Source organism: Rhizorhabdus antheiae, assembly GCF_049889055.1.
In the GTDB taxonomy this organism is placed as follows: Bacteria; Pseudomonadota; Alphaproteobacteria; order Sphingomonadales; family Sphingomonadaceae; genus Rhizorhabdus.
Genome location: NZ_JBLTWO010000002.1, coordinates 479337 through 492148 on the forward strand (window position 1 = coordinate 479337; position 12812 = coordinate 492148).

Below are 12812 nucleotides of genomic sequence, written 5' to 3' on the forward strand. Positions count from 1 at the left end.
ACCGGTCGATCGCACGAAAATGTCTGGTCGGCGGTCACAAGGAAGCACGCGGCGAGCCTCGCCCTTTATGGCGATCGGCGCTCACTTGCCGTAGAGGATTATCGAGGGGTGCAACCATGACTTCACGCTTCCGTGCGCCGGCCATAGCGGTCTCGCTGATGGGTCTGTCCTTGTCCGGGCTGATGCCGTCCGTGTCGGCCCAGTCTCCCACGGACGATCCGGAAGCCATCTATCGACAGAGGGTCGCCGTCTATCTCAAGGACATGGCAAACCCGGTCTATGAGCCGACCGAGCCGCTGGTGGGGGCAAGGCGCTGGAAGCCGCTGCCCAGGATTGCACCGGAAAAAAGCGGCATTTCGGCGGAGGCTCTGGAGACAGCGCGCGCTTATGCCGAGCAGATGAACAGCAGCGCCTTCATGGTCTGGCATGACGGCCGCCTCGTCACCCAATGGTATGCGCCGGGCGTGACCGAGCATACGCCGCTAACCTCCAAGTCGCTGTCGAAGCCTTTGACGGCGATCGCCATCGGCCGGGCGCTGGCGCTAGGCAAGATCCGCTCGATCGACCAGTCGATCGCCGATTTCATCCCGAAGGCGAAGGGCACGCCGAAAGAGAAGATCACGATCCGCTATCTGCTCGATATGCGATCGGGGATGCTCGACCAGGGGCTCAGCACCGATCCCAATCACCCCTATATCCGTGTCCTGCTGCATCCCGATTTCGGTGACCGGATCATCGACACCTATCCGATGCCGCACGAGCCGGGGAAGCATTACTCCTATGCCAATGCGCCCAGCGAAGCGATCGCCATGGTGATCGAAGGGGCCACGGGGATGCGCTATGGCGACTGGGTGACGCGCGAGGTGTTGAAGCCGCTCGGTGCGCAGGGGGGAACGTTGTGGGTCGGGAAACCGGGCGGCCTCGCCCATGCCGGTTGCTGCGCGACGATGCCGGCCGACACCTATCTGCGCTTCGCGGTGCTGCTGCTCCAGGACGGCATGTGGCAGGGCAAGCGGCTGCTGCCCGACGGCTATGTCGCCGAGATGCGCAAGGGCACCGAGCAGAACCCCAATTTCGGGCTCGGCATCTGGCTGGGCGAACCCTATCGCCAGCGCCGGCCCTTCGGTGCCCCGGGGATGCTCGGGCCGCAGGTGCTTCACAGCGAGCCCTTTCTCGATCCCGCACTGTTCATGTTCGACGGAAATTCCAATCAGCAGGTGGCGATCAGCCCGAAGAATCGGCTGATCGTCCTGCGCGTGGGGGCGACTCCGCCTGCGCCCAAGGATGGCCGTCCCGAATGGGACAATGCCTTCCTGCCCAACACGCTGATCCGGGGGCTTAGTTCGCGCGGCGGCGACTGACCTTCGCGATCCAGCGCGACAGATCTCCGCCGAACAGGTCCGGGTCCTCGATCATCGGAAAATGACCGAGGCCCGGATAGCGGATCAGATCGACGCGGGTGTTGCGGAACCGCGCGACCGAGGCCTCGGGGCCCTGGCTGATCACATCGTCGACCTCGCACCATTGCAGCAGCACCGGTACGGTCACCGTCTCGGCCACCGCGCCGACATCGGTCGTGCGGAACAGCTGGGTATTGGCGGCGATATAGCGCGCCTGCCGCTCAAGCGCACCGGGTAGCGAATTCATGTCATAGATCGAATCGACGAAGGCACGCGGCGGCTCGAAGCCGGCCGGCGTGGTGTCCTTGATCACGAGCCGCCAGAATTCGTGCGGACGCCAGCCCGGTGTGTACTGGTCGGTCGCCTTGAGCAGGGCAAGCAGGCGCGGATCCACCTTCCGCGTCTGGCTCGGGCGTGCGAGCGGCAGGATCGACAGCGCGATGGCGGTCGCATGACCCGGAAAGGCGCGGTTGTATTCGAGCGCGACATTGGCGCCGTTCGAGGTCGCGACCAGCACGAAGCGCTCATGGCCGAGCGCCCGCATCAGTCCGTCCATCAGTTCGGCCGCGCGCGGGGTGGAATAGACGTCCTTGGGGTCGGGACCGGTCAGCCCATAAGGCGACCAGTCGAACCGGACGACGCGATATTTCTTCTTCAGCAGCGCAGCGACCGCGTCCCATTCATGCAGGTTCACGATCGAACCGTGCAGCAGGACGACGACCGGAGCGCCCTTCCGTCCCTCCTCGCGGACGTGGATCGGCACCCCGTCGACGGTCACGAAGCGCGACGGCGCCTGCGCCCAACGCGCCGTGACCGTGGCGCGATCCGACGGGTTGAACTGCTCTGCCGATGCGGGTTGGCAGAGCGCCAACAGCGTGGCGGCGATCAGGGCCGCCTTATGCAGCAAGGTTCGCCCCCAGTGGTCCGAGGCCGAGCGTATCGCGCAGGGTCTTGCCCGGATATTCCCGGCGCAGGCGGCCTTTCTCCTGCAGGATGGGCACGACCTGATCCACGAACAGTTCGAGTTCGCCCGGCATCCAGGCAGGCTGCAGCGTGAAGCCGTCGCAGGCGCCGGCATCGACCCAGCGGATCATCATGTCGGCCATCTGCTCGGGCGTACCCCTGAAGACATTGTGACCACGTGGCGTTCGCACATAAGCGGTAGCGAACGCGCCGAGTGAAATCCCTTTCGATGCCGGACCGGTCAGCACCCTGGCGATGTCCTCGCGCGGGGCGAGCGTGGTATCGAGAATATAGTCGAGCGGGATCGGCGCCGAAGGATCCTGCCCGCTCAGATCGACCGTCAGCGATTCGGCCAGATATTCGATGCACAGGTCGAGATCGGCCAGATCGAGCAGGGCGGCGTCCTTGGCCAGTGCCTCCTGCTCGGTCGGCGCCAGGATGAAGGACAGGCCCGGCATGATCCGGACCGCGTCGGGATTGCGACCGACGGCGGCGATCCGCTCGCGCAGGTCGGTGCGGAAGGCGATTCCGTCTTCGATCGTCGCGGCCGGGCAGAAGATCGCTTCGGCCGCACGCGCGGCAAAATCGCGCCCTTCGCCGGACTGGCCGGCCTGGATGAACACCGGCCGGCCCTGTGGAATCGGCACCTCTGCCTGTTGCCAGAGGCGGGTCGCCTCGGCGACGGTGCTCACGGCATTGGCGTAGCGCGCCGATTTCTCGGGCATCTGGTCCTCACCGAAATTGCCGGCGGTGGTGGCATAAGCGGAGGTCACGATGTTCCACCCTGCCCGTCCGCCGGTAATGCGGTCCATCGTCGCCAGCCGCTCGGCCAGCATCTGCGGCGAGTTGTAGGTGGTCGATATGGTTGCGACGAGGCCGACATGCTCGGTCACCGCCGCCATGGCTGCCAGCAGCGTGACCGGATCGAGTGTCGGCATCGCCAGCCGCTCCGATGTGCGTCCGCCCGCCCCGCGCGAGTGGAGCTGATCGCCGAACACGATCGCGTCGAAGCGTCCCCGCTCGGCCAGCTGACCGACGCGGCGATAATAGTCCATCGTGAAGACCTCGGCGGGCGTCGCCTGCGGATGGCGCCAGCCGCTCGGGTAGTGGCCGATCCCCTGCAGAAAGGCCCAGAGGTGGATTTGGGGGGCGCAATGCTCGGTCATCATGCAAACTCCTCGAGGGCGAGACCGAGCCGGTTGCGCAGCGTCTCCCCCTCGCGCGGATCGACCAGATGGCCGAAGCGTTCCGCGATCAGCGCGATGTCGGCCATCGCATCGTTCAAGGCGAAATGGACGCCATCGAGCTCGCGCCGGGCAAAGCGCTCGGCAAGGGCGGCAGGATCGCTGTCGATACCGGCCTTGAGCAGCCGGCGGCGTGCCGACAGTGCCTGCCCTTCCTCGACCAGAGCGATGTCGGCATCCGGCACCGCAACCGGATCTGCACCATCGACCAGCAGCAGGATATGACCCTGCGGCGGACGCATAGCGTTGACCGGCCCGGCAACCTTGAAGAAGGGGCCCTCATGGTTGGTCGGTCGCACCCTGGACGCATCGAGATAGCGTCCGGACGCCTTGTCGATGATCAACGCGTCGGCACTCCAGCCATCCCAGAGGCCGCAAACGGCGGCGACCATGTCCTCGGCCATGCCGTCGGGCGCGCCCCCGGACAGCGGCAGCCACCCGCTCCGCCCGTCCGCCAGATAATCGACCGCCGACAAGGCGCGCGCGACATGGAAAGGATGCGAGGTGGCGGCGGGCACGGTGGCGACGATGCCGATCCGGCTCGTCGCGGCGGCTGCCCAGCCCAGGATCACCTGTGCATCGAAAGGGCGGGCGTCGGGGCGCCCCATAACGAACAGGTCGATCCCCGCCTGCTCTGCAGCGGACAGGACGTGCCGTGCCCATAGGGGATCGTTCAGGCGCGGATCGCCCGTCGATACCGAAAGAAGAAAGGCCCTGCTCATAGGATGATCACCGGATCGTGGAGGGGGTGAATGGGCTCGCAGCCCGCGTCGGTTATGAGGACTAGATCCTCGCAATGCGCCGATCCGCCGATCCCGATGTCCATCACCGGGCAATCGACCGACAGGATCATGCCGGCCTCGAGGACGATGTCCGGCTTGCGCCAGAAGCCGCCATGGTCCTCTCCCGGCTCGTCGGTATGGGCGAGCCCGACGCTGTGCGGGCCGAAGCCGATGATCGTGTCAAAGCCGGCCTTGCGGACGGCATCGGCGCCGATCGCGCAAATCTCGGAATAGCGCAGGCCGGGACGCAGCCGCTCGCGCACCGCCTGCCAGCCGAAGGCGGCGGCCTCGGCGGCGCGGGCCGCCGAACGTGGCGGCTCGCCGACGAATACGGTCCGCGCGAAATCGCCATGATAGTTGAGGAAGTGGCTGACCCCGTCCAGCATCAGCGTCTGCCCCTCGACAACGCGGCCCATCGAGTGATCGGCCGAAACCCGGTCGACGTTGAGGAAGACCGCGCTGTTGCCGCGCAAGGCGGCCTCGACGCGAAACAGATCCTGCAGCTCGCGGTGGGTCGCTCCCGCGCGAATGGCGCGGCCGGTGGCGTCGAGCGCCGCGACGTTCTCCGCCGCCGCGCGCGCCATCAGCCGGCGTTCCAGATCGGACTTGATGAGGCGGATCTCGCACAGCGCGTTGAGCGCGGGGACGATCTCCCCCGGATGGTCGCGCCGCCGGCACACCTCGGCGATCACCGGCTCGTCATAGCCGATCCGGCCCGACCAGAGCCCGAGATCGCGCATGGCAGCGACCAGCGCAGCGCCGCTGTCGGGCAAGGCGGGACGCTCGTTCGCCTGAGAGGCAATCGCGGCCCGATGCCGCTCGACCGGGGACAGCGGAACGGCGCCGCGATCGGTGAACAGCGGGCCTCCGCCACCACCCGATGCATCGTGAAGCGAAGCGTCGTCGCCAAGCGCCTCGTACAGCCACAGCCCGACGTCGTCGCGGTTGCGGCCATCGGCCCAGCTATATTGATGCAGGAAGCGGCTGGTGACGAGGCCCCATTGCTCGGGCCGCCCCCGTGCAAGAAGCGCGAAGGTCCCCGCCGGTTGTCCGGTACGGGTCCGCGCGATCTGCGGCCAGTGGCCGAGGGCATGAAACACGTTGACCGGCTGTCCAAGGACGATCCCGTCAAGACCGTGTCTTCCCATCACGGCCAGTGCGCGTTCGATATTGATCGGCCCCCGCTGTCCCAGTTCGACCAGCAGCAGAGCATCGTCGTCGGATTTCGGGGTCGCGATCACCCGCCTAGTCTGCGGCCTGTTCCTCGGCTGGGCTCCGAAAGCTTTGCTCTATCCGCCAGCTGGACAGGTGGGTGAAGCTTGGTCGGGCGACCGGGGCTTGGATTAGCCTCATTCTATGGATGATAGCACCCGGCCGTCTGGCTCCGCCGCCGCCCCCGCCCCTGAGGCGATCGAACGCGCCTTCGTCCGGATCGAGGAAGGCCAGGTGCATCTGCGCCGGCTCATGGCAGCCGACCCATCGGCTCCCCCGCTGCTGCTCCTGCACGCCTCCCCCGCATCCTCCTGGTTCATGCAGAAGCTGATGCTGGCCTTGCGTGCAACCGGCGTTCGGGGCGAGATCGTCGCGCCCGACACGCCGGGCAACGGAGACTCCTGCATACCCGCTCTAGACGAACCCGATATCGGCTATTTCGCCGATGCGATGCGCCGTCTGTGCGATGTGCTGGGGCTCGCCACGGTCGACGTCTACGGCACCCACACCGGCGCGCGCATCGCCTGCGAACTGGCGGCGGCCTTCCCGGAGCGCATTCGCCGCGTGGTGCTGGACGGCATCACCGAATATCCCGACGACCTGCGCGAGGCGGTGATCGCCAATTATGCGCCGGTGGTGGAACCCGACGCTTATGGCAGGCACCTGATCTGGGCGTTCAACTTCTGCCGCGATCAGGCGCTGTTCTTCCCCCATTTCATGCAGCAGCCGCAGAACCGACTGGCCGTACCCATCCCACCGCCGGAGATCCTCCACCGGATTACCTTGGACGTGCTGAAGTCGCTCGGCAGCTATTCGAAGCCCTATATCGCAGCCTTCCGCTACAAGGCGTTCGAGCGGATGGGGCGGATCGCCGCGCCGACACTGCTGCTCAAGCCGGACAGCGAACTGGACATCCTCAACCGTTCGGTCGCCCGCGCGCTCGAAATCCTTGCCGACGGCCGGGCGGTCAGCATCGGGGCGGGGGATGCCGCCAAGGCGGCGGCCATGGCGCACTTCCTTGTCGGTGGAGACGCATGATGAACGCCACCCGCGACAAGCTTCCTCTGTCGATTTGCCTCGGCTTCGGCGTCGGCACGGTCGGCGTCTCGATCATGCTCAACGCCGTGACGGCATATTATCCGGCCTTCATGTCCACGGTGCTCGGCCAGTCGCCGGAAATTGCCGGCTTCCTGCTGATGGTGTCGAAGCTCGCCGATGCGGTGATCGACGTGACGGTCGGCTCGATGAGCGACCGGACGCGTTCGCGCTGGGGACGGCGCAAGCCTTTCCTTCTGGCGGGCGCGCTGCTGTCGTCGGCATCCTTCCTGATGCTGTTCGCGCCGCCGGTCACCGGTCAGGGGCCGCTGATCGCCTGGATGATTGCCGCTCTGCTGCTCTATTCGACCGCCTATTCGCTGTTCAACGTGCCCTATATGGCGATGCCGGCCGAGCTGACCAACGGCTTCCACGAGCGCACGCGCCTGCTGTCCTTCCGCACCATGTTCGTCTCGATCGGCCAGCTGCTCGCGATGGCGGTAACAGCCAGCCTGATCCAGCGCGGTGGCGGCGGTGCCGACGGCTATTTCACCATGGGTCTGGTCATGGCCCTGATCATCGGCGGCGCGATGACGGCAACCGCCCTCGCCGTCCCGGTCCAGCATGGCGAAGGCGTTGCGACCAGTCGTCATCTCCCCGGCCTGGCCGACCTGCGCTCGATCGGCCGCAACCGACCCTTCATGCTGCTGCTGGGGGCCAAGGTCTTCCAGTTCCTCTCCTTCGCCTCGATCGCGTCCACCGGCCTGCTGTTCATGCTGAACGTGCTCGGGGTCGGCTATGATGGGCAGATCGTGCTCGCGGTGACGCAGAACATCGTCGTCGCGCTGTCGATGCCGCTGTGGGTCCGCTGCGGCCGCCGCTGGGGCAAGCGCGCCACCTATCTCGCGGGCGTGCTGTTGTTCTGCGGCACCGCGCTCAGCTGGTTGCTGGCCGATCGGTCCACCGGCACGGTCGGGCTGGTCCTGCGCGGCATCACCAGCGGTGCCGGGTCGGGCGCGATCATCCTGATGTCGATCTCGATGCTGGGCGATACGCTTGCTTATGACCGGCTCGTCAGCGGTCAGGCGCGCGAGGGGCTGCTGTCGAGCACCATCGCGGTGATCGAAAAGGTCGCCTTCGCGCTGGGCGTGGCGGTGCTCGGCGTCTTCCTGCGCCTGTTCCATTATGTGCCGACCACCGGCGGCGCGATCGTCGAGCAGCCGGCGAGCGCCATGCTCGCCCTGCAGCTCGGCTATGCGGTCATCCCCATGGCGATGTTCGCGATCAACGGCCTGTTCCTCTGGGCCTATGATCTCGACGAGGCGAAGCTCGAAAGGGTCAGGAGCGCGGCAGCCGGTAACGGCTGAACACCAGCAAGGCGATGCCCTGCAGGCTGGCGGGGATCACGCTGTAGAGCAGGATGATTCCGGTGATCGCCCGGTCGCTCTGCGCCGCAGCACCACCGGTCGAGGACACGAAGCCGAAGGCGCTCATGACGATCCCGGCGATGACCGGGCCAAGCGCGAAGGCCAGCTTCTCCATGGCCGAGAACAGGCCTGCGAAGACGCCCTCGTTGGCGACGCCCTGCGTGCGGCGCTGATAGTCGACCGTGTCGGTCATCATCGACAGCGCCAGCAGGATGAAGCCGCTGTTCGCAAGGCCGATCACGACCGCACGGGCCAGGATCAGCAGATGCTGGCTGTTGACGGGCTGTCCGCCGGGGAGCGTCGCGACGTCGGCGCCGCCCTTACCCACCCACAGCCAGGTCACCGTGACCGCCGCCCAGACGAGCGAGGCGAGAACATAGGCGCGGGGCTTGCCGATGCGGCGCGGCAGCCACAGCCACAACGGCTGCGCCGCGAGGCTGGCCGCCGACATGCACAGGATGAAGATCGGGATCAGCCAGATTGCCTGGATAGCGTAGAGAAAGACGAAGCCGATGACCGTGTAGCTCGCCGCCTGCCCGATATTCGACAGGAAACTGGTGGCCAGCAGGATGAGAAAGGGACGGTTGCGCCCGACGACCCGGAGCTGCTCGCGCAGGCTTCCGGCCACCGCGCCCGCCTGGATCAGCGGCACCTTGCGCATGCCGCTGGCGGTGGTCAGCATCGAGGCGAGGCAGATCGCGCCGAAGATCCAGCTCATCGCGTGCCAGCCGGCGGCACCCCCGCCGAAATGGACGACGATCGGCTGCGCCAGCCCGACACCCACCAGCACGCCGAGGGTCGCGAAGACCATCCGCAGCACCATGATCCGGTTGCGCTGATGCGGATCGCCGGAAAGCTCGGCGGCGATGGCGAGATAGGGGACCGAGTAGATGCTGAACGCGGTCGAGGCGAGGAAGAACAGCGCGCAGATCGCAGCGGCCGCGACATAGGGGCTGGGATAGGCGGTGAAGGCGAACAGCGCAATGAAGCCGATCGTCGTGCCCACTGCTCCACCGATCAGGAACGGCGTGCGGCCGATTGCGGTCTTCAACCGGTCGGACCAGGCGCCGACCAGCGGATCGCAGAGGATCAGCCACAGCTTGGGCACCAAGACGACCAGGCCCGCCAGCCAGGCCGGAACGCCCAGCATCGTCGTCATGAACAGTGGCAGGAGAACTGCGGGTGTATCGCGGAAAACCTGCGCACCGAGTTGCCCCACGCCGTAGCGCAGGACGACGCCGGTCGGCACCTCGTCGGTCGGTTTGGCGGGCGAGGCGGCGGCGGTCGTTGCGGTCATGGCGTTCCCGGAAGAAGAGGGATTCGGTCGGGCGGGTGGCTCAGCCTATCACACGCAGGCGCAGATGGTTTTCCATTCGAGATAGTTTTCGAGCGCCTGCTTGCCGCTGTCGCGGCCCCAGCCAGACTGCTTGACGCCGCCGATCGGCAAGGACGCGTCATACATGGCGTGGCAGTTGATCCACACCGTTCCCGCGCGGATCGCGCCGGACATGCGGTGCGCGGTCGACAGGCTCTCGGTCCAGACGCTGGCCGCCAGGCCATAGTCGCTGTCATTGGCGGCGGCGATGACCTCCTCGGGCTCGTCGAAGGCCTGGGCGACCAGCACCGGGCCGAACACCTCCTCGCGCACGATTTCCATGCCCGGCTTGACGTCGACGACCACCGTCGGGGTGATGAAGGTGCCGGCGTCGCCGGTCCTTTCCCCGCCTGTCAGCATCGTTGCGCCCTCGCCCCGCGCCCGCTGCAGGAACCCCTCGACGCGCTCGGCGTGGCGCGCGGAGACGACCGGACCCAATTGCGTGTCGGCGGCAAGGCCATGCCCAATCTTCAGCCCCCTGGCATAGGCGGCGACGCCCTCGACCACCTGATCGTGGACCGAGCGGTGGACGTAGAGGCGCGAGCCGGCGATGCAGACCTGCCCGCCGTTGAAGAAGATCGCATTGGCAACGCCCGGAATGGCGATGCTCATGTCGGCGTCGGGAAACACGATCGAGGGCGACTTGCCGCCCAGTTCGAGCGTCACCCGCTTGAAATTGGTCTTGGCGGCGTCGAGCACGGCCCGGCCCGTCGCCGTCGAACCGGTAAAGGCGATCTTGTCCACCTGCGGATGCGCCGCCAGGGTTGCCCCGGTCTGGCCGCCGAGACCCGTGACGACGTTGAGCACGCCTGCGGGCACCCCGGCTTCCAGCATGAGTTCGGCGAGGCGCAGCGCGCTCAGGGAGGTGTCCTCGGCCGGCTTGAGGACGATGGTGCAGCCGGCCGCAAGCGCCGGTGCCAGCTTCATCGCGGTGAGAACCAGCGGCGAGTTCCACGGCACGATCGCGGCGACGACGCCCACCGGCTCGCGCACGGTCCAGCTGCGCATCTGCCGGCCGGCCGGCTGATAGTTGATCGAGCTCTCGATCGAATTGCCCTCGATCGCCATCGCCTGACCGGCGAAGAAGCGGAACTGGTTGATCGCCCCCGGTATCTCGGCCCAGCGGCCGACGAACAGAGGCTTCCCCTGGTCGAGCGTCTCGAGCTCCGCGAGATCGTCGATATGGGCTTCGATCAGATCGGCGACGCGCCACAATATACGCGCTCGCTCGACCGGCATGGTCGCCTGCCAACCCGCCAGAGCCGTACGGGCTGCGCTCACCGCAGCATCGACATCGGCAGGGCTTGCCGCTGCGATCCGGCCCGTTTCCCGCCCGGTCGCCGGATCGAGCGTGGCAAAGTCGGCGCCGTTCTCGGCCTTGCGCCATTCTCCGTCGATCAGCAGCCCCTCCCCGCCTGCGCGGCGGGCAAGAAAGGCGAGATTGGTGGGGCGCAGCGCGAGAGGATCGAAAGCCATGACCGTGATTGCTCCTTGGAGGATGCTCCTCTTGTTGCAATCTGACTGCCTGTTCGGCTTGGCGGCAGCCATGGCGCCACGTCCGAAAAACCGCTTGGCGGATAGGTTTGTCCGAAAAGGTCTTGTTGCCTGTGCCGGCGCTCAGTCCAGCAGCCGCAGTGCCTCGAAGCGAGCACCCCAGGACGCGGTCGCGGCAAGCGCCTCGACATCGCCATGCGGCGCCCAATGGAACCGCACCGTTTTGCCGACCGCGCAGCCTGCCTGGGTCATGGCGGCGGCAAAGGCGGTGAGGTCCGTCACCGGAAGTCGTATGGCGGCCCAGCCACGCTGGGGTGGTCGGGCGGCGGAGAAGTCGAGCCCGCCGCAACCATAGCTGATGATCTCGATCGACCCCTCCATGCGTCCGCGTGGGTGGTAGATGCCGATGCGCATCCGGATATCGCCGGCAAGCGCGACCGGCAGACCCATGCAGTTGGCGCCGCCGACTGTCCCCGCCGGCCCTTCGGTCTCCTGTACGGGCAGCCAGCCGAGATGGTCGACGAACAAGGCGCGCGCAGCGTCGAAATTCGGCACAACCTGGGTCGAATTGAACACCCAGGACGCATTGCCGCCAAGGCCGTCATAGCCTGTAAGCGGCGGGTGGATGCGCTCCATCAGCGCGATGCACAGCCCATCGGCATCGCTCTCCACGACCTCGCGGACCGACAGCACGCCGAAGTCCCAATCGACGATGGGGGCGTGCGCGCGGAAGCCTGCCGCGCCGAGTTGGCGGTGCAACGCGTCTATCCCCGCCAGCGCGCGGATATTGATGTCGAAGATGCCGCCGCTGTCCCACGCCTGAGCGCCGTCGCGCATCAGCGGGCCGGGCAGCCCTTCGGGCGTGACGAGGCGGATTGCGCCGCGCGCCGCATCGGGGTGTGCGATCAGGATTTCGCGTGCCGCCGTGCTATCCAAACCGAGCAGCTGGCCGGCAGCTGTCGGGAGCGTCCCCTCATGGCGTATCTTATAGTCGAAGGCGCGGCAAAGCCGCTGGGCGCTTGCCTGACAGTCGGCGACGATGCCGACCGCCTCCTCGAAGCCATTGTCCAATGAAAGCATGTTTCTGGGCCGCCAATGATCGCGTGGAGGAGAATGGGAGAGGTCGGCCTATTTGCGGCCCATCATGCGGAGCAACACAGGCGTCCGGTCGAGAAGATGGTGCTTCATGGCGCCGCCAATATGGAGCGCGAGCAAGCCACCCCCTGCCCACAGCATCCACACATGCGCGCGTGCGAAAAGCCCATAGCCGAGCGGATCGTTCCACGGACGCGGTGCGACGAGATGCGGAATGATGCCGCCGGGGCCAAAACCATCATGGCCGAAGAACCACATTTCCGGTGCTGGAAAGCCTGCGCCTCCTGCCAGTGCGGAGAGCGCTGCCCAACCGCTGAGGGGGATGAGCAGGAGCAAGGCGTACAAGGCCGCCTGCACGATACGCGCCAGCAGCCGGCCCGGAGCGGAAACCTCCGACGGCAGGGCCGGTGCCGGATGACGCCCCCGCCAGTAGAGCCGGAACAGTGTCGTGAAGAGCAGGATCATGCCCAGCGTGTGGTGGACCTGGCTCGCCCGGATCTGGAGGCCTGCGAGGGGCCCGCCTTTCACGCCGTCCAGATAGGTCCACGCCATGGTGAAGCCTGCGGGGACCTCCACCGCGATGGCAAGCGCAGTGCTCCAATGCAGCCACCGGGCGGTGCGTGTCCAGCCTGTCGCTGCCTCGGCGGCATGCGCGCGCCGGGTGCTCTCAATTCCTGATCGGGTCATCCTGCGGTGATGCGCTACCGATCGCTCCGCTCAATATCGCACACGCTCGTGCCCACTGGCCGGATAGACTGGGCGCTTCCTGTGGGTTCGGTGACAGC

Annotated in this window: 11 protein-coding genes; 3 read left to right on the plus strand and 8 right to left on the minus strand. The window is 66.8% G+C overall.

Annotated features, from left to right (window positions below):
- Window positions 1–116: 116 nt before the first annotated feature.
- The gene (locus ACNI3R_RS06630; protein WP_426180998.1) at window positions 117–1361 is read left to right on the plus strand and encodes a serine hydrolase domain-containing protein; all 1245 of its coding nucleotides are present in this window, start codon (window positions 117–119) and stop codon (window positions 1359–1361) included.
- On the opposite strand, the gene ACNI3R_RS06635 is transcribed toward ACNI3R_RS06630, so the two are convergent.
- The 4 genes from ACNI3R_RS06635 to ACNI3R_RS06650 are packed head-to-tail and all read right to left on the minus strand — an operon-like array spanning window position 1339 to window position 5630.
- Complete coding sequence (locus ACNI3R_RS06635; RefSeq protein WP_426181000.1) at window positions 1339–2307, minus strand: alpha/beta fold hydrolase; 969 nt, start codon at window positions 2305–2307, stop codon at window positions 1339–1341. The two genes, ACNI3R_RS06630 and ACNI3R_RS06635, sit on opposite strands and share 23 nt — an antisense overlap.
- A complete protein-coding gene (locus tag ACNI3R_RS06640; RefSeq protein ID WP_426181002.1) occupies window positions 2297–3532 on the minus strand; it encodes an LLM class flavin-dependent oxidoreductase in 1236 nt (411 codons plus the stop codon). The genes ACNI3R_RS06635 and ACNI3R_RS06640 overlap by 11 nt, the downstream gene beginning before the upstream one ends.
- Window positions 3529–4329 (minus strand): LLM class flavin-dependent oxidoreductase, encoded by an 801-nt coding sequence (locus tag ACNI3R_RS06645; RefSeq protein WP_426181004.1) that lies wholly within the window; start codon window positions 4327–4329, stop codon window positions 3529–3531. The genes ACNI3R_RS06640 and ACNI3R_RS06645 overlap by 4 nt, the downstream gene beginning before the upstream one ends.
- Window positions 4326–5630: a M24 family metallopeptidase gene (locus tag ACNI3R_RS06650; protein ID WP_426181006.1), complete on the minus strand. Its 1305-nt coding sequence runs from the start codon at window positions 5628–5630 to the stop codon at window positions 4326–4328. Before ACNI3R_RS06650 ends, ACNI3R_RS06645 begins: the two co-directional genes overlap by 4 nt.
- Before the next feature lie 115 nt (window positions 5631–5745).
- Between ACNI3R_RS06650 and ACNI3R_RS06655 the strand changes: the two genes are divergently transcribed.
- Together ACNI3R_RS06655 and ACNI3R_RS06660 are read left to right on the plus strand one after the other, a co-directional pair.
- On the plus strand, window positions 5746–6639 hold the full coding sequence (locus ACNI3R_RS06655; protein ID WP_426181008.1) for an alpha/beta fold hydrolase: 894 nt from the start codon (window positions 5746–5748) through the stop codon (window positions 6637–6639).
- Window positions 6636–8003, plus strand: a complete 1368-nt coding sequence (locus tag ACNI3R_RS06660; protein ID WP_426181010.1) for an MFS transporter — start codon at window positions 6636–6638, stop codon at window positions 8001–8003. The genes ACNI3R_RS06655 and ACNI3R_RS06660 overlap by 4 nt, the downstream gene beginning before the upstream one ends.
- On the opposite strand, the gene ACNI3R_RS06665 is transcribed toward ACNI3R_RS06660, so the two are convergent.
- The 4 genes from ACNI3R_RS06665 to ACNI3R_RS06680 form a co-directional block, all read right to left on the minus strand.
- Window positions 7975–9360 carry an MFS transporter gene (locus ACNI3R_RS06665; protein WP_426181012.1) on the minus strand — a complete coding sequence of 462 codons (1386 nt, stop codon included), beginning with the start codon at window positions 9358–9360 and terminating at the stop codon, window positions 7975–7977. The genes ACNI3R_RS06660 and ACNI3R_RS06665 overlap by 29 nt on opposite strands.
- Before the next feature lie 48 nt (window positions 9361–9408).
- Window positions 9409–10914, minus strand: coding sequence for an aldehyde dehydrogenase family protein (locus ACNI3R_RS06670; protein ID WP_426181014.1), 1506 nt, complete (start codon window positions 10912–10914; stop codon window positions 9409–9411).
- A 141-nt stretch (window positions 10915–11055) separates the two neighbouring features.
- A complete protein-coding gene (locus ACNI3R_RS06675; RefSeq protein WP_426181016.1) occupies window positions 11056–12012 on the minus strand; it encodes a hypothetical protein in 957 nt (318 codons plus the stop codon).
- Between the two features lie 48 nt (window positions 12013–12060).
- On the minus strand, window positions 12061–12714 hold the full coding sequence (locus ACNI3R_RS06680; protein ID WP_426181018.1) for a cytochrome b: 654 nt from the start codon (window positions 12712–12714) through the stop codon (window positions 12061–12063).
- Between the last annotated feature and the right edge of the window lie 98 nt (window positions 12715–12812).